Source organism: Candidatus Palauibacter sp., from assembly GCF_965261555.1.
Taxonomy (GTDB): Bacteria; Gemmatimonadota; Gemmatimonadetes; order Palauibacterales; family Palauibacteraceae; genus Palauibacter.
In genome coordinates this window covers 3,668,146-3,692,016 of the sequence record NZ_OZ253465.1, presented here as the reverse complement: position 1 = coordinate 3,692,016, position 23,871 = coordinate 3,668,146, and the positions used below count along the sequence as shown (strand labels likewise).

Below are 23,871 nucleotides of genomic sequence, written 5' to 3'. Positions count from 1 at the left end.
GGGCGGCGAGGCCGGCGGATCAACGCGACCTGTCCGCCCAAGGGTTGACCACTTCGATGCCCGTGTTCCGGAAGTCCCGCTCGTTCCGCGTGACCAGGGTGAGGCCGTGACGCGCGGCCGCGCCCGCCAGCAGCGCGTCCGGCAGGTGGTCGTCCAGCGGCTCGCCTCGCCGCCTCTTCGATTCCATGATGCGGGCGCAGGCCCGGGCGTCGCTGAGGGTCCAGTCGAGCACCCGTTCGCGAAAGAGATCATCCAGAAGGCCCTGGAACCGCTCGGCCAGCCGTTCCCGCCGCCGGCCAGCGTCCATGCGGCCGATTCCGTTGAGGATCTCCCACACCGTGACGGACGCCAGACCGACTCCCTGGGCCCAGATTCCGTCGAGAAACCCGGCCACTCGCGGGTCGGGAGACGGACGCATCATCTCCGAGACCACGTTTGTATCGAGGAGCCAGCGGAGGGGTTGCCTCACGCTTCGCCTCCGCCCTCATCGTCGAACAGGAACGGCCTGTACCCGTGGCGCGAAGGCTCGGGCAGCTCCACCCCGTACTCCGACCCGAAGTACCTCTCGAAGACTTGCGAAGGCCTCGTCTCGCCGGCGGCATTCTCCCGCTTCTCGCGAATCAGGCGGCGAACGAACTCCTCCATTGAGATGCCGGTGTAGCGGGCCTCCCGGCGGAGCCAGGCCTTGTCGCCCGGATCGATGTCCCGGACGGTAATCGTGTTCCCCATATGCTCGACTCCTCGAAATCGGTCGTCGGTAAGCGGAGACTAGTGCTAGCACATAACGCTTGCAAGCATCCGCGTGCGGCCGGCTCGACCGCCGAGTACCGCGTTGCTTGCCGATGCCGGCACCCCGTCGGGGCGTCCGTGCTACATTGTTCGCATGACACTCTCGCCGGAGCTTCCGGGGCCGTACCCTGCGCGGCGCGTCGCGCTCGCGGCGGCCGGCGTGGTGGGCGGATTTCTCGCGGCGGGAGGGTGTGTGGCGCAGGAGACGGCGGATTCGGCGGCAGGCGGGATCACGGCGGTCGAGGGGCTCGCGCTGGGGCACTTCACGCTGGATGAGCGGCCCACGGGCTGTACGGTCGTCCTGGCCGAGGACGGGGCCGTGGCCGGCGTCGACGTGCGGGGCGGGGCGCCGGGGACGCGGGAGATCGCCCTGCTCGATCCGGTGAACAGCGTGCAGGAAGCCCACGCCATCGTGCTCTCGGGCGGGAGCGCGTTCGGGCTCGACGCGGCGTCGGGCGTGGTCCGGTATCTCGAGGAGCGCGGGATCGGGTACCGGGCCGGGGACCACGTCGTCCCGATCGTCGCGGGGGCGATCCTGTTCGACCTCGGTATCGGCGGCGGGTCCGTCCGGCCCGGGCCGGAGTGCGGCTACGAGGCCGCCCGCGCGGCGAACGCGGCACCGCCCGCCGAGGGGAGTGTGGGCGCGGGGGCCGGAGCGACGGTGGGGAAGCTCCGCGGCCGCGGCCGCGCCATGAAGGGAGGGATCGGCACCGCCTCGATCACCCTCGAGGACGGCCTCACCGTGGCTGCGGCCGTGGCGGTCAACGCCGTCGGCGACGTGGTCGATCCGGCCACCGGCGAGATCGTGGCCGGCGTCCGCACCGAGGACGGGACCGGCTTCGCGGATGCCCGCGCGCTGCTGCGGCAGGGCGAGGTGCCGCCGCCGGGCGACGACGCCTCGGTCGAGAACACGACGATCGGCGTGGTGGCGACGAACGCGACGCTCACGAAGGCCGAAATCACGAAGGTCGCGCAGATGGCGCACGACGGCCTCGCCCGCGCGGTCTATCCCGCCCACACCCCGAGCGACGGCGACACCCTGTTCGGCCTCGCCACCGGCCGGCACCGCGACGAGGGTGGCCTGTCGCGGATCGGAGCGCTCGCCGCGGACATGGTCGCCGAAGCAATCCTGCGCGCCGTCCGCGCCGCCACCGGCCTCCCCGGCCTCCCCTCCGTCGCAGATCTGGCATCCTCCGGCAACTGATGTTGATGCAGTGATGCATTACTGTTATTCTTTTCACAATGCGAACGACGATTTCCCTCGATGACCGGCTCAACCGACAGGTGCGACGCGAAGCGGCGGCGCAGGGGATGAGTGTGAGCGCTTTTATCGCCAAGACGCTGGACGACGCGCTGAAGCGGCGTGAGGATCCTGAGCCGCCGCCCTTTAGACTCGTGACGGTGCGCTCACGACCCCGTCCCGGCATCGATCTTGACCGGCCCAGAGCGCTGGAGGCCGATGAGGATGCTGCCCGCTTCGGACGCGGCTGATTCTCCGTGATTCTTCCCGATGTCAACGTACTGATCTACGCACACATCGACGGTTCGACCCCGGAGCACGCCGCATATGCTCGGTGGGTCACTCGCATGGCCACGGGGCCGGAGCCCTTCGCGCTCTCCGTTCTCGTTCTTTCCGGTTTCATTCGCATCGTGACCCACGCACGGGCGTTCGATCCTCCCGTCACCCTCGACGCGGCATTCGCCTTCGTGTCTTCGCTCACGGAGCGTCCGAACGCTCGAATCATTGGTCCTGGCCCCGATCACATGGCGATCTTCGAACGACTGTGCCGTGCGGCGGGCGCCACCGGAAAGCTGGTCGCGGACGCCCAGCACGCAGCGGTCGCCTTGGAACACGGCTGCACCATGGTCTCGGCCGACGCCGATTTCGGGCGTTTCCCCGAACTCAGATGGCAACATCCCCTGCGTCCTTCGTGAAGGGGACGAACATCACGCGCCAAGTCGTCGGAGAGGTGTTGAGTCCCGTCGGACGTGACAAAGCGCCAGTGATCAGATGAGCAGCGGGCTGTGGGTGCTTCTCGCGTACGCCGCGGGGCTCGTCGTGCTGGGGGCGTGGATCGGGCGCCGGGTCGGGCGGGCGGGGAGCTTCTTCGTGGCGGACCGCAAGCTCGGGCCGGTTCTGCTGTTCGCGACGGTGCTCGCCGCCAACCTGGGGGCGGGGACGACGGTGGGTGCGGCGGGGCTCGGCTACCGCGACGGGCTCAGCGCGTGGTGGTGGGTGGGCTCGGCCGGCATCGGGACGATCCTCCTCGCCCTGTGGATCGGGCCGCGCATCTGGAAGGTGGCCGCGCGCCACGGGCTCCTCACCATGGGCGACTACCTGGACCTGCGGTACGGCCGCTCCGTCCGGCTGCTCATCGCCGTCCTGCTCTGGTTCGCCACGCTCACCATCGTGTCCGGGCAGCTCATCGCCATGGCCGAGATCGTCTCGGTCGTCGCCGGCACGCCGCGCTGGATCGGCGCGCTCCTGGGCGGGATCGTCGTCATCGTCTACTTCAGCGCCGGCGGTCTCGTGGCGTCGGCCTGGGTCAACCTCGTCCAGCTCGTCGTGCTGCTCGCCGGGTTCGCGGTCGCGATCCCGTGGGCGCTCTCCGACATCGGCGGCTGGTCCGCCGTCGAGGCCGCCGCCGCGCGCACATCGCCGGACTACCTGAACCTGTGGCACGGAGGCGGGTCCGGCTGGGTCTACATCGCCCTCCTCGCGCCCGCGTTCATCATCTCTCCCGGGCTCGTGCAGAAGGTCTACGGAGCGACGGGCCCCCGGGCGATCCGGATCGGCCTCCTCGCCGCCGGCGTCGGGCTCGTGCTGTTCGCCTTCGCGCCGACGCTGCTCGGCATGATCGCCCGCGTGTACGATCCCGCGCTCGTCAGCCGCGAGCAGGCGCTGCCCATGCTCCTCGCCACGGCGCTGCCGCCGGCGCTCGGACTCCTCGGTCTCGCCGCGGTGTTCTCCGCCGAGGTGAGTTCGGCCGACGCCGGACTCTTCATGCTCTCGACATCGCTCTCGAAGGATCTGTACAAGGGATTCCTGAGACCCGAGGCCCCGGACAGGGCCGTGCTGCGCGTGGCGCGCGGCGCCGCCATCCTCGGCGGGACCCTCGGCGTGCTGCTCGCCCTCTGGCTCGAGAGCGTGATCGCGTCGCTCACGATCTTCTATTCGATCCTCAGCGTGAGCCTCTTCGTGCCGGTGGCTGCCGGGCTGCACTCCCGGCGCGCAGGCGTCCCGGAGGCGCTGGCTGCGGTCGGCGCCGGGCTCGCCGCGTTGGCGGCCGTCCGGATCTTCGCCCCCGCCGACGCGCCCGTCCTCCTCGACCGGACGCTCATCGGCCTCATCGTCTCCGCCGCCGCCTTCGCCCTCGTCGCCGTTGCGCGTGGACGCCTGCGGACGGGCTGACGTATCGGCGCCCCTGTACCCGAAGCAGGAAACTCGGGGCGTGAGACTTCCTGGTTGACGCTCCGTTGATCTCGTTTGCGACTTTGGTACGGTAGCTCGAATCGCTAGCTTGAGATCATCAACCGAGGGATCGTCCATGCCTGATCCGAAGGCACAAACACTCGAATCCGGAGCGGATGCCGGCGCGGCGCGCGTTGAGGACCGCCGACCCCGCGCGGGCGTTCGGCGGCCGGGGGCCGCGGACCGCATCACGATCACGCGCTGGAGCCTGGCGTTCTCGCTTACGCTCGCGCTCAGCGTCGTGGCGGCGGCCTTCACGCTCGTGTGGAACCGGACCTTGACGCTCGGCGAAACGCAGGTGCAGCTCGTGGCCGGCGTGGCCGACCTGAACGCGCGGGTGACCGGGCTCGAATCGGAAGTGCGCGATCTCCGGGCGGAGATGCGCGATCTCCGGGCAGAGATACGTGATCTGCGGACGGAGATGCGCGAAGAAATCGGCAGCCTCCGTGCGGAGATGCGCGAAGAAATCGGCGGCCTGCGCGAGGAGATACGCGACCTTGCCGACCTTATTCGCGAACGAGGGCCGCCAGTTCCGTCGCCAGTTCCCGCAGTCCAATGACCTCGACTCCGCCTCCCACCGGATAGCGGTCGTCACCGCCGTACACGACGAAGGCCCGGTCGGCTTTCACATCTTCGAGCGCGATGCGAAACCCCTTGCCGACGCGAGGCGCGAGTCCGCGCTTGACCTCGATGGCCCACCTGAGAGACCCCGGCACGTCCAGGATCAGATCTATCTCCACCCCGGTTGCGGTCCTGTAGAAGCCCGGCGGCGTCAAACTGTCCGGTGCCGCACGAATCAGCGTCTCGATGACGAAGCCCTCCCAACTGGTGCCTGCCACCGGATGGCCGAGGAGGGCGTCGAGACTCGGGATCCCCAGCAGGGCGTGAAGGATGCCGCTGTCGCGCAGATAGATCTTCGGCGACTTCACCAGCCGCTTGCGGACGTTCGCGTGGATCGGCTGAAGACGGCGCACGAGGAGAAGATCGACCATGAGATCGACGTATTTGGCAATTGTCTTGCCGTCCACGGCGAGGCTCCCGGCCAGCTGCGACGCATTCAACAGCCCGCCCTGCGAGTGCGCGAGCATGGTCCAGAAGCGCCGCAGCGTCTGGGCGGGAATCCGCGGCCCCAATTGGGGGATGTCGCGTTCGAGATACGTCCGGATGAAGTTCTCCCTCCAGAGCGCGCTCGCCCCATCCGACGGAGCGAGAAAACTCGGCGGGAAACCGCCGCGGCTCCACAGGCGCAGCAGTCGGCTCTCCTCGACCTCGCGCACATCCAGCGGACCGAGTTCGAGGTAGCCGATACGGCCGGCGAGGCTCTCTCCGGACTGGCGCAGCAGATCAAGCGAGGCGGATCCGAGGATGAGGAACTGTCCGGCCCGTTCGCCCCGCCGGATCCTCCGGTCGATGATCCCTCGCAGTTCACGGAACAACCCGGGTGCCCGCTGAATCTCGTCGAGTACGACGAGCCGGTCCGTCACTCCATCGAGATACCCCGATCCCTCGGCCAGACGAGAGAGGTCCGCCGGATTCTCCAGATCCAGGTACAAGCCCCCCTCCGACCGGCCGGGCTCCCCGTGGGAGGTCTCCGCCCGGGCGTCCGTGATCGCCCTCGCGAGCGTCGTCTTCCCGACCTGACGCGGACCGAGGATCCCGACCGCCGGGAAGAGTGCGAGGTGCTCCTCTACCTGTGACCGCAGCATCCGGGGGATCAGCACATTGTTCATGCTTGGATTTTAGGAATCTTATTCCGAATTTACAAGGTTTAGTGTCGACGCGAGGTCTTCGTGTAGCGGCGGAAGTGAGACCGAACGCCGGAAGCCCGGCGAGGAGCCGCTTGCCAGACGGGGTGCGACGGGGAAGCATAGCAGCGCCGTGCAGTCGAGAGGCAACGCAGACCGGAGCGGCCGATGCGCGCGCCAGTGGTTGGGGAGAATGGGATGACGCGACGCGGGATTGCCCTGCAGCGCCTCATGAGGGGGCTCGCAGGAAGTATCGGCGTCGCAGGAGTCTTCGTTGCTGCGGCGTGCGGGGGCGAGGGGCGGCAGACGCTCTCGGTCGCGACGGGCAACACGAACGGGCTGTACTACCCGCTCGGGGGCGGGCTTGCCTCCATCTGGTCGCGGCACGTCGACGGCGTGAACATGAAGGCGGAGACGACCGCCGGCTCCGTGACGAACCTCATCCAGGTCGCGAAGGGGGAGAGCGAGGTCGGCTTCACGCAGGCGGACGCCCTCGCCGCGGCGCTGGCCGGCAGCGGGCGCTTCCCCGAACCCATGCCGCTCCTCTCCCTCGGGAAGCTCTATCCCAACGTCGTCCACCTCGTGACGATCCGGAGTACCGGGATCACGTCGGTGCACGACCTCCGCGGCCGTCGCGTGTCGGTCGGCCCCCCGGGGTCGGGGAACGCCGTCACCGCCTGGAACGTGCTCGAGGCGATGGGGATCGGGGAGTCCGACTTCACCGTCCGGCAGCTCAACTACGCGCAGATGTCGAACGGGCTCAAGGATGGAACGCTCGACGCAGGGTTCATCGCGGGCGGCGTGGGGATGCCGGCCGTGGTCGAGATCGGCGTGTCGCGGGACATGGTCCTCGTGCCGTTCACCGAGGAGGAGATCGCGACGATCGTGCGGGCGGAGCCGGCCTACTCCGGGTTCGTGATGCCGCCCGGCGTGTACCGGGGCGTGGACGAGCCGGTGCTCACGCCGACCCTCTGGAACCTGCTCGTCGTGCTGGACGCGATGGACGACGGCCTCGCCTACGACCTCACGCGCACGATGATCGAGCGCCGCGCCGACCTTGAGAAGATCTCCGGCGTCGCGAGCTTCATCACGCCGGCCTCGGCGCGGGACGTGGGCGACTTTCCGCTGCACCCCGGCGCCCGTCGCTACTACGACGAGACCCCGGCAGGCCGCAGCGACCTCCCGTCTCAGCGCACGCGTTGACGACCCGACGGCCGCCCTGGCGGCACATCCTCCTCGGCCTCGCGGTCGGACTCTCCCTCTTTCAGCTCTGGCAGAGCACGAGCGGCACGCTCTCCGCCACGCTCGCGCGCCCGATCCACCTCGGCTGGGTGCTCGTCCTCACCTTCCTCGCCAAGCCCTCCTGGACGCGCGACGGGCCCGCGCCCCGCTGGAGCCTGTGGCTCGACGCCGCGCTGGCGCTCGTCGCCCTCTACTGCGGATGGGTGATCGTGGGCTTCGACTACCGCGGGGTCGACCACATCCTGTACGGACTCACGACGCACGACCTGGTCGCGGGCGCCGTCTTCCTCGTCCTCCTGTTCGAGGCGACGCGCCGCGCCGTGGGCTGGGTGATGGTCGCGGTGGGCCTCGTCTTCCTCCTCTACGCGGGGTTCGGGGACCTGCTGCCCGACGTGATCGCGAACCGGGGCTTCACCCTCGAGCGGATCCTGCGCTTCCAGATCTTCACGGGGGCGGGGCTGTTCGGGACGCCGCTGGGGATCGCGGCGGGGACGGTGTTCATCTTCGTCCTCTTCGGCGCGTTCCTCGAGGTGACGGGGGCGGGGCGCTTCTTCATCGACCTCGCCTTCGCCGCCGCGGGCCGGTTCCGGGGCGGGCCGGCCAAGGCGAGCGTCATCGCGTCGGCGGCCATGGGATCGATCTCGGGCTCGGCGATCGCGAACACGGTGACGACGGGCGCGCTCACGATCCCGATGATGAAGAAGCTCGGCTACCGCCCGGAGCAGGCGGGCGGGATCGAGGCGGCGGCCTCCACGGGCGGGCAGATCATGCCGCCGATCATGGGCGCGGGCGCGTTCATCATGGCGGACTTCACGAACACCCCGTACCGGGAGATCGTCGCGCTCTCCGTCGCCCCCGCGATCCTCTACTTCGGGTGTACGCTCCTATTCGTCCACCTCATGGCGCTGAAACTGGGGCTGCGGGGGATGAAGAACCCGCCTCCGGTCCGGCGCACGCTGAGCGAGGGCGTCCACTTCCTCCTTCCGCTCGGGCTCGTGGTCGCGCTCCTCCTCCTCAACTACTCACCGCCGCTCGTGGGGGCCGTGGGCTGCCTCGCGGTCGTCCTCACCGGAATGGCGCGGAAGAAGACGCGGGTCGGGTGGCGCACGATCCTCGAGGGGCTGCGGGCAGGAGCGGTTCTGGCGCTGCCGATCTCGCTCGCGTGCGCAACCGCCGGGATCGTCGTGGGCGTGATCGGGCAGACGGGGATCGGTCTCCAGTTCACGGAGTCCGTCGTGCAGGCGGCGGGCGGGCTGCTCTGGCTCGCCCTCATCTTCATCGCGATCGCGGCGCTCGTCCTCGGGATGGGGCTCCCGGTGACGGCGGCCTACATCGTGATCTCGGTCATGGCGGCGCCGGCGCTGGAGGGTCTCGGGCTCTCCCTCCTCGTCGCGCACATGATCATCTTCTGGCTCTCGCAGACCTCGAACGTGACGCCGCCGATCGCGCTCGCCGCCTTCGCGGGGGCCGGGGTCGCGGGCTCGGCGCCCATGCGGACGGCGACCCAGGCCGTGAAGCTCTCGCTCGGGTTCTTCATCGTGCCCGCGATGATGGCCTACTCGGCGCTGATCCTGGTGGAGGGCACCGCGGTGACGGACTTCGTCTTCGCCATCGTCTGCACGGTCGCGCTCGTGTCGGCCGTCGCATACGCGATCGAGGGCTTCGCGGTGGCCGCGTGCAGCGCCGCCGAGCGCGCCCTGTTCGCCGTGGCCGGGGCTCTCATCCTGGTCCCGAACGACCCGGTGCGGATCGCCGGAGTGCTGCTGGCGGCTGTGGTCCTCGCCCTCCACGCCCGGAGGGCACGCGGCACCACGTAGCGGTTGGCGTCAGGCTTCGCGGGCCTCGGCGGCGGCGCGGCGCATCGCCTTCTTGCGCGCGATCGGGTCGAGGCTGCGCTTGCGGAGGCGGATCGCGTCGGGCGTCACCTCGATCAACTCGTCGTCGTTGATGAACTCGAGGGCCAGCTCCAGCGTGAGTTCGCGCGGGGGCTCGAGGCGGACGTTCTCGTCCGCGGCGGCGGCGCGCATGTTCGTGAGCTTCTTGCCCTTCGACACGTTGACCTCGAGGTCGCCCGGGCGGACGTGCTCGCCCACGATCATCCCGCTGTAGACCTCGACGCCGGGGCCGATCAGCATTTCGGCCCGCTCCTGGAGGTTGAAGAGGGCGAAGGCGACGGACGTCCCCGGGCGGTCGGCGACGAGCACGCCCTTCCGCCGGTGTTCGAGGTGTCCGGCCCGGGGTCCGTATTCGAGGAAGCGGTGGTGCAACTGGCCCTCGCCGCGCGTGTCCGTGAGGAACTCGGAGCGGTATCCGAACAGCCCGCGCGACGGGAGCCTGAAGTCGAGGCGCACCGGACCCTGGTCCGTCGGCCGCATCGAGAGGAGTTCGGCCCGCCGGCTCCCCATCTTCTCCATCACCACGCCGACCATCTCCGCCGGGACCTCGATCACCGCTTCTTCGTACGGCTCCAGGATTTCCCCATCGGGACCCTCGCGCAGGAGGACGCGCGGCCGTGAGACGGAGAACTCGTACCCCTCCCGGCGCATGGTTTCCATGAGGATCGTGAGATGGAGTTCCCCGCGGCCCGAGACGGAAAAGGTGTCGGGCGAGTCCGTCGGCTCGACGCGAAGGGCCACGTTCCGCTCGATTTCCCGGAGGAGGCGCTGGCGCAGTTGCCGCGTCGTCACGTACTTGCCTGCCCGTCCGGCGAAGGGGGCGTCGTTGACCCGGAAGTCCACCGCGAGCGTGGGCCGCTCGACCGCGATTCCGCGGAGACGCTCCCTGTGGTCGGGGTCGGCGATCGTCTGGCCGATCTCCACTCCCTCGAGTCCGGCCAGCGCCACGATGTCGCCGGCGCTCGCGCGGGGCGTTTCTACGCGCTTCAGCCCGTCAAAGCCGTAGATCTTGAGCACCCGGGCCGGGAGCGCGTCGTCGGCGGGCACGGGTCCGGGCTCCCCGAGCGGCAGCAGCACCACCCGGTCCGCCTCGGCTACGGTGCCCCGCTCGATGCGGCCGATCGCGATGCGCCCCACGTAGCTGGAGTGATCCAGCGTCGAGGCCAGCATCTGGAACGGTCCCTCGGGGTCGCCGGCGGGGTTGGGGACTCCCGCGACGATCGTCTCGAACAGCGGCTCCAGGTTCCCATCTCGCGCCTCGAGGTCCGGCGACGCCCAGCCGTCGCGTCCGCTCGCGTAAAGGAAGGGGGCATCGAGCTGGGCATCGGTCGCGTCGAGCTCCAGGAACAGCTCCAGCACCTCGTCGTGGACCTCCGCCGCGCGCTGCTCGGGCCGGTCAACCTTGTTGATCACGACGATGGGCGCGAGGCCGAGCGCGAGCGCCTTCCGCGTGACGAAGCGCGTCTGCGGCATCGGTCCCTCGGCCGCATCCACCAGGAGGAGCACGCCGTCCACCATCCGAAGGATACGCTCGACCTCGCCCCCGAAGTCCGCGTGGCCCGGCGTGTCGACGATGTTGATCCTCGTCTCGCCCCAGCGCACGGCCGTGTTCTTCGACAGGATCGTGATGCCGCGTTCGCGCTCCAGCGGGTTCGAATCCATGACGCGTTCCTCGACCCGCTCGTGCGACTGGAAGGCGCCGGCCTGCCGCAGCATGTGGTCGACGAGCGTCGTCTTCCCGTGATCGACGTGGGCGATGATCGCAATGTTCCGGATCTTCCCGGGCGGGGGTGCCAAACGCGCCTCGACTTCCGCGTACTCGTGGTTGGGGGGAAACGGCGGGGAATCGCGGGGATATCCTACGGTCGCGGGCCCCGGACCAAAAGCTGTGCGTGGCGACGAGGGCTCCGCTAGGTTGGCCGCCAGGTTGGCCGCGGCGATTCGGGCACGAGCGGAGGTGGGAACTGAAGACCAAGCGATGGATGGTGGCCGTGGGACTGTCGGCCGTCTTCGTCTGGGGCTCGATCTGGTTCCGCTTCCGGGAGGTCGAGCCCCCGCCTCCGCCCGAACCCGCCGATCTCCGCCTGTGGGACTTCCTCGGCTGCCGGCACCTCCGGTTCGACACCTGGCTCGCGGACAATGGCGGCGAGCCTCCGGAAGCCGGCCCGCCCACGGTGCGGTCGCTCATGCTGTTCGCCGACTCCGTCGACGCGTACGGGAGGGAGATGACCGCCTACAAGGCCGTCGCTCTCGAGGGTGACGGGGACCTCTCCGGCATGGAGACGCGCTGGTTCACGCGGGCCGACACGCTGTGGGTCGTGTGGTCGAGTCCCGAGGTGCGGGGGGCCGTGGCGCTGCGCCGCAGTCGCGGGGAGATGGTCGGACGGGCGGTGGCGCGGCTTCGGGGACAGGCGGCCGCCGCGTCCGCGACGGGCGACGCCCCGGTTCAGGCCCGGGCGACGTCCTGGGAGGTGAACTGCCATTCCCTGCGTCCCAACCGGATCGGCCCCGTCGACCGGTAACCCGCTTGGCGCGGGCGGCTAGAGAAAGGAGGGGTCGAAGCCCTCGGCGGCTTCCTCGCCCTCACCCTCCTCGCGGACGAGTGTGAGGATCGCGCCCTGTGGCGCGACGAGGTACTGCGTGCCCTCGAACGTGATCTCCACCGCGGCCTTCCGGAAGAAGAGAGCGTAGTCTCCCGGCCGCGCCTGCATGGGGAGATAGCGGGCTTCGGTCGCGCCGATCTTCCACGGTTCGTCGTCGAGTTCGGCGGGCGGCCCGACCGGAGTCCCGGGGCCGACGGCCACGACCGTTCCCGCCTGCACGGCCTGTTTGTCGATCGCGGTGGGCGGGAGGTAGAGGCCGACGTCCGTGCGCTCCTCACCCTCCAGGGGCTCGATGAGCACGCGGTCGCCGACGACGATGAGTCTCTTTTCGCTCATTCGGGCACGATAGGGGGCCGGGGCGGTCCCGGACAGGCTCTCAGCCGGCGCGGGCTCCCCTCGCCGGGTCCTCGTCGATCTGCTCGCGCTCGTCGGCGATGAAGCTGTCTACACCCTCGGGGACGAGGAGGCTGTCGGCGATGCGGGCGATCTCCTCCGCCTCGCGCCAGCGCGCTTCCAGCTCCTTCAGCTCCCCCTCCAGGGCCTCGCGCTCCGCCTGCTCGTGCGTCGCCATCTCGATCGCCAGCCGCATGTCCACCTTGAGGCCGGTGAGCGTGCCCGGAAGGGGTTTCATCAAGCCCTCGATCTTCTTCGCCGACAGGTCCGCCTTGCCGGAACCGGAGAAGTCGTTCATGGCGTGGCGCGCCGCCACGGGGAGAAACGCCTCCGGGTGTCCCGCCTCCTCGATCCTCCCGACCGCGTCGCGCACCGCCTTCCGCGCTCCCCCGCGCCGGTTGGCGTGCGCCATGAGCTGGCCGGCCAGGCCGATCGCCTCGCTCCCGTGAACGATCATCGTGTGCCGCCGGTTCTTGCGCTTGTTGGTCTTCCCCCACTTGTCCCAACCCGGGATGTGATCGACGCGGAGATCCCATCCCGCGGCGTCCGCGCTCGGCACGAGACGGGAGGTATAGAGGTGCTTTCGCTGGATCCGGATCGGATCTCCACCCTCGTCCCTGAGACGGAGGAGGACGCGGTCCCGATACCAGGCCTGAGCCGCCTGAAAGAGCCCCGGGAACATGCCGCCCATCGCGAATCCGGCGAGCGTGCCGCCGACGACGACTCCGCCCGCCGCCGCCCCCACGGCCCCGGTGATGAGCGCGGCCCGCTTGCGGCGCCGGCCGAACTGGTCGCCGTAGCGCCACGCGGCGAACTCCTGCCGGACGGGGTCGCCGACGCGGACGAGCTCGAGGCCCTCCTTGAGCTTCGCGAGACCGATGTTGTCGGAGGCGACCCGCATGCGGGTGGTCTCGAAGGCGCGTTCGCACGCTTCGATCGCCTCCCAGCGGGTGTCCAGGGGGGAGAGGTTCCAGCGCTCGCAGCGCCGGCAGACGACCCACAGCCGCCCCCTCGCGCCATCGAACGCGAGGCGGCGGCCGACAGGGAACTCCTCGATGGCCTCGTTCCGGCCAAGGTCGCCGTGGCAAAAGATGCAGGTCGTATACATTCGTTTCGTCGATCTCTTCGCTGGCGGCGGACGTTTGCAAGACCGCGCGATCCCGCCGCCGGTCCCCAATGTCGCGGACGGGCTCGATCGGGGATACCCGCAAACGACGCCGCTTCATCGTATGCAGATTTGCGATATAAAGATTATCTTTATATCTTGTCTCAACGGTCGGCTCGTGACGGGATGTTGCCTTTGCCGTGGAGATTGCATCGTGCAGGTCACTCTCTCGAAGCGAATCAACGAACTGCTCGTGCTCGCCGTCCTGGAGCGGGGGCCCGCGCACGGATACCAGATCGCGCTCTCCGTGGAGGAACGGACGGGGGGCGCGTTCTCGTTTCAGCACGGGACGCTCTACCCGATTCTGCACCGGCTCGAGACCGGCGGGCACGTGCGCGGCACATGGGGCGGGGAGGGCCGGCGGCGGAAGACGTACGAACTCACCGACGCCGGCCGTGCCGAACTCGCCGAGGGGACGGCGCAGCTGGAGCGGCAGTTTCGGGTGCTGCTGGAACTCTTCGGGGGCACCCATGCGGCCTGAACACCCCCTCGCCGACCTCGAGCGGAGTCTCGCGGTGCCGCCGCGGCGCCGCCTCGACCTGCTGGAGGAAGTCGACGCCGACGCGGAGGCGCTGCAGGCCGAACTGGAACGTCGCGGATACGGACCGGCCCAGGCGCGCCGCGCCGCCCTCCGCCGGGTCGTGCCGGGCACGGAGACGCTCGCGCAGCTCGAGGCGCAACATGCGCCGCCCCTGGGCCGCTGGGCGCGGAGTGTGGGGTGGATCGACCGGGCGGAACGTCTCGGCATCGTCACAGCCACGGGCCTGGCCGGGGCGGTCGCGTTCGTCACGATGGTCGCGTCGGGTCCGCTCGGGTCCGCGGCGGTGCTGGCCTGGCCCCAGGTCATCGTGGTCGCCCTTCTCGCCGCGAACTGGACCCGGGCCGCCAAGCGCCTGTGGATCGACGGGGACCTGCGGCCGGAGTTGAGACACCGGCTGTGGGAGCGGCAGATCGGGCTCATCGTCCTCGCGGTCGCCCTCGGGGCGCTCGGCGCCGCCCGGGAGGGATACGGCGCCTTCGAAGCGCTTGCGGCCGAAGATTTTGCGCCGCCGGCCATGTGGGACGCCGTCCGCCGCATCGTCTCCTTCGCCGCGCTCGGATTCGGCGCGGCCATCTTCGGACTCTTCGGCTGGCTCGCGATCACCCCGCGGCTGATCAGCGACGAGACGATGGAACGCCGCATTTCGGCCTTCTTCGCCTCGCGGCTCACACCAACCTCATCACGGCGGAGGTAACGATGTCCTTCCTGGAATCGCTCGGATTCATCCAGTATCCGATCTGGATCGTCCTGATCCTGATGCTCGTCCAGATCGTGCGCGCGACGGTCGACCTTGTCCGCCCCGGCGCTCCGGCGGTCGGCCTGCGCATCCACTCGATTCTGATTTTCGGCGCCCTCGCCGCGTGCCTCGGCGTGCTCGGATCGCTGGTCGGCGTGTGGTTGGCGGCCGAAGCCATCTCGCGGGCGGGAGAGGTGAGCGCGTCGCTGGTGTGGGGCGGGATCCAGGTCGCCCTGGGCTCGTCCATCGTCGGTCTCTTGATCCTCGGCTTCGCGTCAGTCGCCTGGCTCGTCCTGCAATACGCGAGCGGCCGACGCGAACCGGCCTGACGCGCCGATGCCGTTCCGAACGCTCGTCGTCACGGGTCTCGCCGTCGGGGCCGGAGCCTGCGCCCCGGAGCCGGAGGAAGACATCGGCGGCGCCTCGCGGCGCGACTCGGCGGGGGTGGCGATCGTCGGCAACGAGGCGTCCGACGCGCCGTTCGCGGGCGGAGCGGCGCACATCGCGGATCTCATGACGCCGGACAGCGCGCTCACGGCACTTCCGTGGGGCGTGGCGGTGGACCCGACGGCCGGGCGCATCCATGTCGCGGACGTGACGGGTGCACGGGTCGCCGTCTTCGACGCCTCGGGCGTTTTCGTGGAGGCGCTGGGACGCGCGGGCGAAGGTCCGGGCGAGTTTCGTGGCGTGTCCGCGCTGACGCTGGCGCCGGGGAGGACGCTCGTGGCGCTCGATGCGAGGCGGGGGGTGCTCAGCCGCTGGTCCCCGGAGGGAGCGTTCGAAGGGGAGGAACGGCTGCCGGCGGGCTACTGGGGACCGGGCTTCGCGGTCGGCGAGGGCGGGGCGGCGGACTGGTTCGCGACCGTGGGTTCGGTCACGGCGGATCTGTCGATGGACCAGACGCTGTCGGTGCATACGCCGCGCGGAGCCGAACCGGTCCACGTCGTGCGGCGGGAACTGTCGCTCATGGAACTGCCGTGCGCCTCCATGCCCGCCCCGAAGGTGTTCGCGCCGGACGTCGTGTGGGCGAGCCGCGGCGACACACTCTGGTACGTGAACGGGGACGGGTTTCGCATCGATGCCTTCGCGCGAGGCGCGGTCTTCGCCAGTGTGCGCCGGGCGGCGGCCCCGGCGATCCCGGCCACACGGAGGATGGCGATGGCGTCGCTCTCCTTCGGCCCGGGCCCGTACCGGAGCCTCATGCGGCAGTGCGGGGTGACGGCCGGGGAAGTCGTCGACGCCACCGGGCACGAGGACGTCCTGTCTCCCATCGTCGGGTTCACGCCCGATCCGGCGGGCGGGCTGTGGGTGTCGCGGCGGGTGGGCGGCCTCCTCCCCGAGGTCATCGATGTGCTGGGAGCCGGAGGCGAATACCTGGGGACGCTCGACATCCCCGCCATCCCCGTCGGATTCGCGTCGCCGTCGCGGCTGGTGACGGTGCGGCCGGTGATGGAGACGGGAGAGCTGAGGGTGTCGCTGTACGAAGTGGGAACGGAACGCCGTGCGGCAGCGCCAGGCGTGGGGAGCGCCGAGGCGGCAGGCGCCACGGGCGCGCCCGGCGGGAGTGCGCCCTCGCGTGGGAGCGCCCCCCGGCGGATCGGGTCGGTGCTGAGCTTGACCACACAATCGCCCGCCGCCGCGGCGTCGGCCCCTCCCCGGCGCCCGCCCGAGCCCAACTCGGCGGGTCTGCGTGAATTCAGGGATTGCGACTTCTGCCCGGTCATGGTCGAACTGCCGCCGGGTGGATTCGTGATGGGGCGGGCCGAGGGCGAGGACCGGCGCCTGAGGCTCGACCGGGAGCCGAAGCGGCCGGAGTTCACGCGGGAGAGGGAGCGTCCGCGGGTACGGGTCCAGTTCGGACACCGGTTCGCCATCGGAAAATACGAGGTCACGTTCGACGAATGGGACCGGTGCGTAGCCGAGGGAGGATGCGACTACGAGCCCACGGACAGGGGATGGGGACGGGGAGACCGTCCCGTGGTCCACGTCTCCCTCGTCGACGCCGAGACGTACCTCGCCTGGCTGAGGGAGACGACCGGCCGGCCGTACCGGCTGCCGAGCAGCGCCGAGTGGGAATACGCGGCCCGCGCGGGGACGACGACCGCCCGCTGGTGGGGAGACGAAGTCGGGCGCGGGCATGCGGTATGCGATGAGTGCGGCCTCGAGTGGGAGGTGGGGTCCACCGCACCCACGGGAGCGCTCCCGCCCAATCCGTGGGGACTGCACGACATGCTCGGCAACGTGTCCGAACTCGTGGCCGACTGCTGGACGGTGCGCTCGGCGTGGCGCAGCGGCGGGAGCATTCTGGCCACCGCCGAAGAGCGCCACGCCCACGCGCAGGTCGGCGGCGGGACAGGTTTCCGCATCGCCCTCACCCTCGACCCGGCACCGCCGGACCCCGCCCGCCAGCCACTCCCGCCGACTCCCGGGCCCGGCCCGGTTGCACCGGCCCCGCGGCCCGTTCTAGACTGAATCCCCCCGGCCGACGGGCGGCCGGATGAGTCCCGTTCCGGGAGCTCCATCGGCGCTCCCGCCGGCACAGGATCAGGAGTGGCCGCATGAAGCGCATCTCCATGACCGTGAACGGGGTTCGGCACGAGGCGGACGTCGAACCCCGCACCCTCCTCGTTCATTTCATCCGCGAACAACTCGAACTGACCGGCACGAACGTGGGCTGCGACACGTCCTCGTGCGGCGCCTGCACGATCCTGCTGGACGGTCAGTCGGCGAAGTCGTGTACCGTGCTCGCCGTCCAGGCGGATGGCGCGGAGGTGACGACCGTCGAGGGTCTCGCGTCGAACGGCGACTGGCACCCCGTTCAGAAGGCGTTCCACGAGCAGCACGGCCTCCAGTGCGGGTTCTGCACGCCCGGGATGATGATGGCCGCGGTGGGATATCTGGATGAGAACCCGTCGCCGACGGAGGACGAAGTCCGGCTCGCGCTGGAGGGCAACCTCTGCCGGTGCACCGGCTACCACAACATCGTCAAGGCGGTGCTCGCGGCCGCCGACGACATGGGCTCTTAGGCGAGGAGAGAGAACATGGCGACGGCTGAGAAATACGTTGGCGGCGGGGTCCCACGAAAAGAGGATCCCAAGCTGATCACGGGGCAGGGCCAGTTCCTGGAAGGCCTCACGCTGCCCGGCATGCTTCACGCGGCGCTCGTGCGAAGTCCGCACGGGTCGGCGCGCATCAACTCGGTGGACGTTTCCGCCGCCGCGGCCGCGGAGGGCGTGGTTGCGGCGTACAGCGGCGCGGATCTCGCAGATGAATGGGCGGCGGGGCTCCCCATGGCGTGGCCCGTGACCGACGACATCCGGATCCCCGATCACTGGCCGGTGGCGCAGGACGTGGCGCGCTACGTGGGCGATGCCGTGGCGGTCGTCGTCGCCACGAGCCGCAACGCGGCGCTCGACGCGGCGGAACTCGTCGAGGTCGACTACGAGGTGCTCGACGCGGTCGTGGACGTGGAGGCGGCGGCGGCCGACGGCGCGCCGCGCGTGCACGAGTCGTTCGACGACAACAAGAGCTACACCTGGGCGCTGACGAACGGCGAGGTGGATGAGGCGTTCGCGAAGGCGGATGTCGTCGTCAGGGAGCGCTACACGCAGCCGCGGCTGATCCCGAACGCCATGGAGCCGCGCGCCGTCGTCGCGCAGCCCGTCCCCTCGACGGGCGACTTCACGGTGTGGTCCACGACGCAGATTCCCCACGTCGCGAAGGTGCTGTTCGCGCTCACGCTGGGGATTCCCGAGTCGCAGATCCGGGTCATCGCGCCCTCCGACGTGGGCGGCGGCTTCGGTTCGAAGCTGAACGTGTACGCCGAGGAGGCGCTCTGCATCGCCCTTGCGCGCCGCCTGGGGAAGCCGGTCAAGTGGGTCGCCGGCCGCAGCGAGGGATACCTCGCCACGATTCACGGCCGCGACCAGGTCCAGGAGATCGAGATCGCGGCGACCTCCGACGGCGACATCCTCGGATACCGCGTCCACATCCTCGCGGCCATGGGCGCCTACCTGCAGCTCGTGGCGCCGGGGGTGCCGCTCCTGGGCGCCTTCCTCTACTGCGGCTGCTACGGCGGGGAGGCGTATCACTTCGAGTGCACGGGCGTGTTCACGAACACGACCCCTACGGACGCCTACCGGGGCGCCGGCAGGCCCGAGGCGACCTACGCCATCGAGCGGGCGATCGACTCGCTCGCGCGGGAGGTCGGCGTGGATCCGGCGGAGATCCGGCGGCGGAACTTCCTCCCGGCCGGCGACATGGTGCAGAGCCCGGGCGGGCTCGCCTTCGACTCGGCCGACTACGAGCCCGCGCTCGACCGGGCGCTGGAACTGCTCGACTACGACGGGTTCCGGAGCGACCAGGCGGAGCGCAGGGAGGGAGGGGGCAGCAGGCAGATCGGCGTCGGATTCTCGTCCTACGTGGAAATCTGCGGGCTCGCGCCCTCGCAGGTGCTCGCCTCGCTGAAGTACGCCGCCGGCGGCTGGGACGCGGCGACGGTGCGCATGCTGCCGACCGGAAAGGCGGAGGTCGTGACGGGCAGTTCGCCGCACGGGCAGGGGCACGTGACCTCCTGGTCCCAGATCGCGGCGGACGCGCTCGGGATTCCGTACGAGGACGTCACGGTCCTCCATGGAGACACCCACGTGGCGCCGCACGGGATGAACACCTACGGGAGCCGCAGCCTCGCGGTGGCGGGGGTCGCGGTCCACAACGCGTGCGACCGGGTCGTCGACAAGGCGAAGGGGCTCGCGGCGCACCTGCTCGAGGTCGCGCCGGAGGACCTCGAGTACGAGGCGGGGACCTTCTCGGTGAAGGGGGTGCCGGACCGCACGAAGTCGATGCCGGAACTCGCCTTCGCCGCGTGGACGGCCCACAGCCTGCCCGAGGACTCGGAGCCCGGGCTCGAGGCGAGCTGCGTGTACGACCCGCCGAACTTCACCTTTCCCTTCGGCACGCACGTGGCCGTCGTGGAAGTGGATACGGAGACGGGCGCCGTGGATCTCGTCCGCTACATCGCGGTGGACGACTGCGGGCCGGTGATCAACCCCGTCATCGTGGACGGCCAGGTGCACGGCGGCGTGGCGCAGGGGATCGCGGCCGCGCTGTACGAGGAGGCGACGTACGCGGAGGACGGGACGCTCGAGACCTCGTCGATGGTCAACTATCTCGTGCCCTCCGCGGCGGAGTTCCCGTCCTTCGAGACGGATCGGACGGTGACGCCGAGCACCTCGAACCCGATGGGGGTAAAGGGGATCGGCGAGGCGGGGACGATCGGGTCCGCGCCGGCGGTGATCAACGCGATCGTGGATGCGCTCTCGCATCTCGGCGTGACGGACGTCCCGATGCCGGCGAGTCCGGAACGGGTGTGGCGAGCGATTCAGGCGGCCCAGGGAGGTGAGGCATGATCCCCGCGTCTTTCGACTACGAGCGCGCTTCGTCTCTCGATGAGGCGCTGAGCCTGCTCGCGGCGGGCGGCGAGGACGCGCGGCCGCTCGCCGGCGGACATTCGCTCCTGCCGCTCATGCGGCTGCGGCTGGCCCGGCCTTCGCTGCTCGTGGACATCGGCGGCATCGATGAACTGCGCGGCGTGCGGGACGATGGTGATTCGGTCACGATCGGAGCCCTGACGACGCACCACGAGGTGGCCGGCGCGGCCGCTCTCACGGGCGGGAGCGGTCTCCTCGCGAAGGTGGCGGAGGGGATCGGCGACCCCCAGGTGCGGCACCGGGGCACGCTCGGCGGTTCGGTGGCGCACGCGGATCCGGCCTCGGACCTGCCGGCGGCGCTGCTCGCCCTCGACGCCGAGATCACGCTCGCCGGGCGGGGCGGCACGCGCTCGGTCGCGGCGGCGGACTTCTTCGTCGGCCCGTTCATGTCGGCGGCGGACGATGGCGAGATCGTGACCGGCGTCCGGGTGCCGAAGCGGGAGGGCTGGGGCAGCGCCTACCAGAAGTTCCAGCGACGCGCGCAGGACTGGGCGATCGTCGGCGTGGCCGCGGTCGTGAACTGGACGGACTCCGGAATCGCGGGCGCCGCGATCGGGCTCACGAACATGGGCGGCACGCCGCTCAGAGCGCACGCGGTCGAGGCGGCGCTCACCGGCTCCTCCGAGAAGGCGCAGATCCTCGCGGCGGCGTCGAAGGTGTCGGAACTCGAGACGCCCCCGGCGGATGAGAACGCGAGTTCGGAGTACCGCCTCCACCTCGCACAGGTATTGATCGCGCGCGCGGTGGCGGAGGCCGCCGGCTGTCCGGGGATGCAGCGATAGCGGTCAGCCGCCGGAACTTTCTCGTCCAGGGAGGCGGCGCACTCGTCTCTCTCTCCCTGGGCGCCGGCTGTTCGGACAACGGGCTGGGTCCGCCCCCGCCGCCGCCCGGAGATCGGGTCGACGTGATCGTGGTGGGCGCCGGCTTGTCCGGCCTCGTCGCCGCGTACGAGTTGGTCCGGGCGGGGCGCGACGTCCGGATTCTGGAAGCCCGAGACGCGGCCGGGGGCCGGGCCCAGACGCTTCGCGAACCCTTCGACGACGGGCTCATCGCCGAATCCGGCCCGGCCCGTATCCCGCCCGACCACGATCGCACACTCGGCTACATCGACCACTTCGGCATCGAGACCTCTCCCTTCTACACGCAGGAAGGCGAGTACCTCCTCGTTCCCGAGCAGGGGGACCGCTACCGGGAGACGCCGGGCGTGTTCCTGGACAGGGGGCGGGACAGGTGGCTCAAGATTCCGGCCGGGACCGATGCCCTGCCGCTGGCGTTCGCCGAAGCGCTCGGAGACCGTGTGCGGTACAACTCGCCGGTGACGAGGGTGGTCCGGGACGACGGCGGAGTGGTGGCCACATACGGCGCCGGCGGCGCGGCGGCGGAACTGAGGGGCGGTCGCCTCATCTGCACCGTCCCCCTCCCCGTCATCGACAGGATCGCCTTCGACCCCGTCCTCTCGAACGCGAAGCGGGCGGCCTTCGCGGCCACCTCCTACCAGGACGTCACCCGGGTCTACGTTCAGTATGCGGAGCGGGTGTGGGAGGAGCACGGCTTGAACGGATGGGGACTGTCGTTCGTGGAAGGGTTCTCGGAGTTCTGGCACCCCACCTGGAACCAGGAGGGGCCTCGGGGGATCCTGATGTCCTACCTGTACGGAGACATGGCGCGCGCGGTCGCGGCGATGGGAGCCGGCACCATCGTGCCCGGTTTCATCGACCGCTTCGACGACCTGTTCCCCGGCTCAGGCGCGGTCGCGGAGGGCGGGACCCACTTCGCATGGGAGCACCAGCCCTGGATTGGGGCCGCCTACACCCGGGACGACCCCCCGTTTTCGGAGCGCCCGGAACTCGCATCGCCCGAGGGCCCCATTCACTTCGCGGGGGAGCACGCCTCGGGGGAGCGGGGATGGATGCAGGGGGCCCTCCAGTCGGGCCTCCGGGCCGCCGCGGAGATCGACGCGACGGTGACGGGGTCGCGCGCCCGCGCGGCTGCGGCCTAGCAGCCCGTGGCAAGAGCCCCGCTGCGTTCTAGCCTCCGCGCGTCGGCCCGGCGGGGCGGGGCGCCACGGCGGCGCCCTCCCAGTCGGGGTCGGCGGCCCCGATCCAGGTGCGCGTGGCGGCGTCGTACTGGAGGCCGTGAATGCGCCCGAACGCGCCCTGCCGCGGCGTGGGCGTGATCTCGAATCCCATCTCCCGGAATTCCTCCACCGAAGTCCCCGACCAGCCGTCCTCGGGGCCCGCTTCCACGGAGAAGCCCGCGAGCCCGTCCGGCCCCATGTCGGGATGCACGCGCGGCGCCGCGAGGGCGGCGGGCAGCGCCAGACCGTCGTCGACGACCCGGGTCACGGCCTGGACGACCGCCGAGATGATCCGGATGCCGCCGGCCGCCCCCAGCACGAGCAGCGGCTCGCCGTCGTCGAGCACCATGAACGGCGTGATGCCGGACCGCGCGCGCTCGCCCGGTTCGCTGATCCCCAGGTAACCGCCCAGCGTCACGGCGTAGAGGAACCCGAGTCCGGGCGTGGCGACCTTCGCTCCCATGCCGGGGCCGATCGTCTGCGTGAGCGCGATGGCCATGCCGTTGCCGTCCGCGGCGGAAAGGTGGGTCGTGTGGCCATCCTCCGGCGGCAGATCCAGGGCCGCGACGCCGCCGCCGAGCCATGAACTTCCGGCTCCCGCCGCCGTCCACGGTCCGCCGCCCGCCTCCATCGTCGCCTCCGCGGGCACGCGCACCCGCCCGGAGAGCTCGCGGGCGAAGGCCTTCGAGGTCACGCGCACGGCGGAGGAGTCGGAACCGTCCCGCCGGTACTCCGTCATCGCGAGGGCAAGAGACTGGGCGATGACGGAAGCCCACGCCTCGTCGCTCATGCTGTCAGGGTCGAAGACCTCGGCGATCTGGAGGGCGAGAATCGCGATCGCGCCGGAGGCCGGGATGTCGGAACCGACGATCTCGAACCCCCGATAGGATCCGCGCACGATCCGCGAGTCTTCCGCTTCATAGGCGGCGAGCGCCTCGCGGGTCAGGAAGCCGCCGTTCGCCGCCATGTCGTCGGCGATGCGGCCGGCGATCTCCCCCCGGTAGAAGGCGTCGCCGCCGCCGAGGGAAATCGCCCTCAGCGTCGCGGCCATGTCGGACTGCACGAGCCGGTCCCCGGGGCGGTACGGCGACCCGTCCGCCTTCAGGTAGTAGCGCCGGGCGCCTTCGGACTCCGCCACCTGGTCGCGCGATCCCGCCTGGCGGCGCGCCTCTCCCGGCAGCAGCCGGAACCCGTGAGCCGCGTAATCGATCGCCGGAGCCATGATCGTGGTCAGCGGGAGGGATCCGTACTCGCCGTGCAGGCGCATGAGGCCCGCGACCGATCCGGGCACGCCGACGGTCGGATAGCCGTAGGCGGCGCGGGGCGCCGTGGCCGGGTCGTATCCCAGCGGGACGGACGTCGTTCCGTCGATGCCCGCGACCCCGCCGTCGGGCGTCCGAATCAGGATCTGGTTCCGTCCCCCGATGCTGTTCATGCTCGGTTCGACGACGGAGATCGCGAACGCGGCAGCGACGGCCGCATCCGCGGCGTTGCCCCCGAGTTCCAGCATCCGGGCGCCCGCGGCCGCGGCCAGCGGCTGCGCCGCGACGACGACCCCATCCGCAGAGCGCGCGACCTGAGGCGCACTCTGCGCCCCCAGCCGAAGCGGGACCACCGTGAACGCAAGTACCGCGAGAACGGTCGTGGTGTACACCCGGATGCCTGGCTTCATGGGTCCTCCGTCGGTTTTGCGGGTCCCGTCCGCCCGTGGCAAAAGCCCGGCT

The 23,871-nt window shown here is 70.5% G+C and carries 23 protein-coding genes; 16 read left to right on the top strand and 7 right to left on the bottom strand.

Going from position 1 to position 23,871, the window contains the following annotated elements; translation table 11 throughout:
- Nucleotides 1–19: 19 nt before the first annotated feature.
- Complete coding sequence (locus ACQY5G_RS16015; protein ID WP_428275649.1) at nucleotides 20–469, bottom strand: type II toxin-antitoxin system VapC family toxin; 450 nt, start codon at nucleotides 467–469, stop codon at nucleotides 20–22.
- Nucleotides 466–729 (bottom strand): FitA-like ribbon-helix-helix domain-containing protein, encoded by a 264-nt coding sequence (locus ACQY5G_RS16010; protein WP_428275647.1) that lies wholly within the window; start codon nucleotides 727–729, stop codon nucleotides 466–468. Before ACQY5G_RS16010 ends, ACQY5G_RS16015 begins: the two co-directional genes overlap by 4 nt.
- Nucleotides 730–883: 154 nt before the next feature.
- Here ACQY5G_RS16010 and ACQY5G_RS16005 point away from each other — a divergent pair, with 154 nt between their 5' ends.
- The 5 genes from ACQY5G_RS16005 to ACQY5G_RS15985 all read left to right on the top strand — a co-directional run bounded on the left by ACQY5G_RS16005 (nucleotide 884) and on the right by ACQY5G_RS15985 (nucleotide 4,820).
- Nucleotides 884–1,993, top strand: a complete 1,110-nt coding sequence (locus ACQY5G_RS16005) for a P1 family peptidase (protein ID WP_428275645.1) — start codon at nucleotides 884–886, stop codon at nucleotides 1,991–1,993.
- 38 nt (nucleotides 1,994–2,031) lie between these two features.
- Nucleotides 2,032–2,280, top strand: a complete 249-nt coding sequence (locus ACQY5G_RS16000) for a hypothetical protein (protein WP_428275643.1) — start codon at nucleotides 2,032–2,034, stop codon at nucleotides 2,278–2,280.
- Between the two features lie 6 nt (nucleotides 2,281–2,286).
- Entirely contained in the window at nucleotides 2,287–2,724 is a 438-nt protein-coding gene (locus ACQY5G_RS15995) for a type II toxin-antitoxin system VapC family toxin (RefSeq protein WP_428275641.1), read from the top strand.
- A gap of 76 nt (nucleotides 2,725–2,800) precedes the next feature.
- Nucleotides 2,801–4,201 (top strand): sodium:solute symporter family protein, encoded by a 1,401-nt coding sequence (locus tag ACQY5G_RS15990; RefSeq protein ID WP_428275639.1) that lies wholly within the window; start codon nucleotides 2,801–2,803, stop codon nucleotides 4,199–4,201.
- Nucleotides 4,202–4,337: 136 nt separating this feature from the next.
- On the top strand, nucleotides 4,338–4,820 hold the full coding sequence (locus ACQY5G_RS15985) for a hypothetical protein (protein WP_428275637.1): 483 nt from the start codon (nucleotides 4,338–4,340) through the stop codon (nucleotides 4,818–4,820).
- Here ACQY5G_RS15985 and ACQY5G_RS15980 read toward each other — a convergent pair.
- A complete protein-coding gene (locus ACQY5G_RS15980) occupies nucleotides 4,768–5,991 on the bottom strand; it encodes an ATP-binding protein (protein ID WP_428275635.1) in 1,224 nt (407 codons plus the stop codon). The two genes, ACQY5G_RS15985 and ACQY5G_RS15980, sit on opposite strands and share 53 nt — an antisense overlap.
- A gap of 213 nt (nucleotides 5,992–6,204) precedes the next feature.
- Here ACQY5G_RS15980 and ACQY5G_RS15975 point away from each other — a divergent pair, with 213 nt between their 5' ends.
- On the top strand, nucleotides 6,205–7,209 hold the full coding sequence (locus ACQY5G_RS15975; RefSeq protein WP_428275633.1) for a TAXI family TRAP transporter solute-binding subunit: 1,005 nt from the start codon (nucleotides 6,205–6,207) through the stop codon (nucleotides 7,207–7,209).
- The gene (locus tag ACQY5G_RS15970; protein ID WP_428275631.1) at nucleotides 7,206–9,065 is read left to right on the top strand and encodes a TRAP transporter permease; all 1,860 of its coding nucleotides are present in this window, start codon (nucleotides 7,206–7,208) and stop codon (nucleotides 9,063–9,065) included. The genes ACQY5G_RS15975 and ACQY5G_RS15970 overlap by 4 nt, the downstream gene beginning before the upstream one ends.
- Before the next feature lie 9 nt (nucleotides 9,066–9,074).
- Here ACQY5G_RS15970 and typA read toward each other — a convergent pair whose 3' ends face one another.
- A complete protein-coding gene (gene typA / locus ACQY5G_RS15965; protein ID WP_428275629.1) occupies nucleotides 9,075–10,940 on the bottom strand; it encodes a translational GTPase TypA in 1,866 nt (621 codons plus the stop codon).
- Nucleotides 10,941–11,125: 185 nt separating this feature from the next.
- Between typA and ACQY5G_RS15960 the strand changes: the two genes are divergently transcribed.
- Nucleotides 11,126–11,665, top strand: a complete 540-nt coding sequence (locus ACQY5G_RS15960; protein WP_428275626.1) for a hypothetical protein — start codon at nucleotides 11,126–11,128, stop codon at nucleotides 11,663–11,665.
- Between the two features lie 18 nt (nucleotides 11,666–11,683).
- On the opposite strand, the gene ACQY5G_RS15955 is transcribed toward ACQY5G_RS15960, so the two are convergent.
- Together ACQY5G_RS15955 and ACQY5G_RS15950 are read right to left on the bottom strand one after the other, a co-directional pair.
- Complete coding sequence (locus tag ACQY5G_RS15955; RefSeq protein ID WP_310782179.1) at nucleotides 11,684–12,082, bottom strand: co-chaperone GroES; 399 nt, start codon at nucleotides 12,080–12,082, stop codon at nucleotides 11,684–11,686.
- 40 nt (nucleotides 12,083–12,122) lie between these two features.
- On the bottom strand, nucleotides 12,123–13,247 hold the full coding sequence (locus tag ACQY5G_RS15950) for a hypothetical protein (protein ID WP_428275624.1): 1,125 nt from the start codon (nucleotides 13,245–13,247) through the stop codon (nucleotides 12,123–12,125).
- A gap of 211 nt (nucleotides 13,248–13,458) precedes the next feature.
- Here ACQY5G_RS15950 and ACQY5G_RS15945 point away from each other — a divergent pair, with 211 nt between their 5' ends.
- From ACQY5G_RS15945 to ACQY5G_RS15910, 8 genes are all read left to right on the top strand, one after another.
- Entirely contained in the window at nucleotides 13,459–13,785 is a 327-nt protein-coding gene (locus ACQY5G_RS15945; protein ID WP_428275622.1) for a PadR family transcriptional regulator, read from the top strand.
- Nucleotides 13,775–14,539: a hypothetical protein gene (locus tag ACQY5G_RS15940; protein ID WP_428275620.1), complete on the top strand. Its 765-nt coding sequence runs from the start codon at nucleotides 13,775–13,777 to the stop codon at nucleotides 14,537–14,539. Before ACQY5G_RS15945 ends, ACQY5G_RS15940 begins: the two co-directional genes overlap by 11 nt.
- A 2-nt stretch (nucleotides 14,540–14,541) precedes the next feature.
- Nucleotides 14,542–14,910, top strand: a complete 369-nt coding sequence (locus tag ACQY5G_RS15935) for a MotA/TolQ/ExbB proton channel family protein (RefSeq protein WP_428275618.1) — start codon at nucleotides 14,542–14,544, stop codon at nucleotides 14,908–14,910.
- Between the two features lie 7 nt (nucleotides 14,911–14,917).
- Nucleotides 14,918–17,053 carry an SUMF1/EgtB/PvdO family nonheme iron enzyme gene (locus tag ACQY5G_RS15930; RefSeq protein ID WP_428275616.1) on the top strand — a complete coding sequence of 712 codons (2,136 nt, stop codon included), beginning with the start codon at nucleotides 14,918–14,920 and terminating at the stop codon, nucleotides 17,051–17,053.
- 86 nt (nucleotides 17,054–17,139) lie between these two features.
- Nucleotides 17,140–17,607: a (2Fe-2S)-binding protein gene (locus ACQY5G_RS15925; protein ID WP_428275614.1), complete on the top strand. Its 468-nt coding sequence runs from the start codon at nucleotides 17,140–17,142 to the stop codon at nucleotides 17,605–17,607.
- 15 nt (nucleotides 17,608–17,622) lie between these two features.
- On the top strand, nucleotides 17,623–19,989 hold the full coding sequence (locus tag ACQY5G_RS15920) for a xanthine dehydrogenase family protein molybdopterin-binding subunit (protein ID WP_428275612.1): 2,367 nt from the start codon (nucleotides 17,623–17,625) through the stop codon (nucleotides 19,987–19,989).
- The gene (locus ACQY5G_RS15915) at nucleotides 19,986–20,852 is read left to right on the top strand and encodes an FAD binding domain-containing protein (protein ID WP_428275610.1); all 867 of its coding nucleotides are present in this window, start codon (nucleotides 19,986–19,988) and stop codon (nucleotides 20,850–20,852) included. Before ACQY5G_RS15920 ends, ACQY5G_RS15915 begins: the two co-directional genes overlap by 4 nt.
- 122 nt (nucleotides 20,853–20,974) lie before the next feature.
- Nucleotides 20,975–22,069: a flavin monoamine oxidase family protein gene (locus tag ACQY5G_RS15910; protein WP_428275608.1), complete on the top strand. Its 1,095-nt coding sequence runs from the start codon at nucleotides 20,975–20,977 to the stop codon at nucleotides 22,067–22,069.
- Nucleotides 22,070–22,097: 28 nt separating this feature from the next.
- Here the strand turns inward: ACQY5G_RS15910 and ACQY5G_RS15905 are convergent, their stop codons facing one another.
- The gene (locus ACQY5G_RS15905) at nucleotides 22,098–23,819 is read right to left on the bottom strand and encodes a gamma-glutamyltransferase (protein ID WP_428275606.1); all 1,722 of its coding nucleotides are present in this window, start codon (nucleotides 23,817–23,819) and stop codon (nucleotides 22,098–22,100) included.
- Nucleotides 23,820–23,871: the final 52 nt, after the last annotated feature.

Excerpts from the sequence above, each read along its gene's own strand:
- ACQY5G_RS15925 (WP_428275614.1), top strand. The coding sequence starts at position 17,140 with ATGAAGCGCATCTCCATGACCGTGAACGGGGTTCGGCACGAGGCGGAC.
- ACQY5G_RS15915 (WP_428275610.1), top strand. The coding sequence starts at position 19,986 with ATGATCCCCGCGTCTTTCGACTACGAGCGCGCTTCGTCTCTCGATGAG.
- ACQY5G_RS15905 (WP_428275606.1), bottom strand. The coding sequence starts at position 23,819 with ATGAAGCCAGGCATCCGGGTGTACACCACGACCGTTCTCGCGGTACTT.
- ACQY5G_RS15920 (WP_428275612.1), top strand. The coding sequence starts at position 17,623 with ATGGCGACGGCTGAGAAATACGTTGGCGGCGGGGTCCCACGAAAAGAG.
- ACQY5G_RS16005 (WP_428275645.1), top strand. The coding sequence starts at position 884 with ATGACACTCTCGCCGGAGCTTCCGGGGCCGTACCCTGCGCGGCGCGTC.
- ACQY5G_RS15940 (WP_428275620.1), top strand. The coding sequence starts at position 13,775 with ATGCGGCCTGAACACCCCCTCGCCGACCTCGAGCGGAGTCTCGCGGTG.
- ACQY5G_RS15930 (WP_428275616.1), top strand. The coding sequence starts at position 14,918 with ATGCCGTTCCGAACGCTCGTCGTCACGGGTCTCGCCGTCGGGGCCGGA.
- ACQY5G_RS15950 (WP_428275624.1), bottom strand. The coding sequence starts at position 13,247 with ATGTATACGACCTGCATCTTTTGCCACGGCGACCTTGGCCGGAACGAG.
- ACQY5G_RS15935 (WP_428275618.1), top strand. The coding sequence starts at position 14,542 with ATGTCCTTCCTGGAATCGCTCGGATTCATCCAGTATCCGATCTGGATC.
- ACQY5G_RS15980 (WP_428275635.1), bottom strand. The coding sequence starts at position 5,991 with ATGAACAATGTGCTGATCCCCCGGATGCTGCGGTCACAGGTAGAGGAG.
- ACQY5G_RS15985 (WP_428275637.1), top strand. The coding sequence starts at position 4,338 with ATGCCTGATCCGAAGGCACAAACACTCGAATCCGGAGCGGATGCCGGC.
- ACQY5G_RS15975 (WP_428275633.1), top strand. The coding sequence starts at position 6,205 with ATGACGCGACGCGGGATTGCCCTGCAGCGCCTCATGAGGGGGCTCGCA.
- ACQY5G_RS15960 (WP_428275626.1), top strand. The coding sequence starts at position 11,126 with ATGGTGGCCGTGGGACTGTCGGCCGTCTTCGTCTGGGGCTCGATCTGG.
- ACQY5G_RS15990 (WP_428275639.1), top strand. The coding sequence starts at position 2,801 with ATGAGCAGCGGGCTGTGGGTGCTTCTCGCGTACGCCGCGGGGCTCGTC.
- ACQY5G_RS16010 (WP_428275647.1), bottom strand. The coding sequence starts at position 729 with ATGGGGAACACGATTACCGTCCGGGACATCGATCCGGGCGACAAGGCC.
- ACQY5G_RS15955 (WP_310782179.1), bottom strand. The coding sequence starts at position 12,082 with ATGAGCGAAAAGAGACTCATCGTCGTCGGCGACCGCGTGCTCATCGAG.
- ACQY5G_RS16000 (WP_428275643.1), top strand. The coding sequence starts at position 2,032 with ATGCGAACGACGATTTCCCTCGATGACCGGCTCAACCGACAGGTGCGA.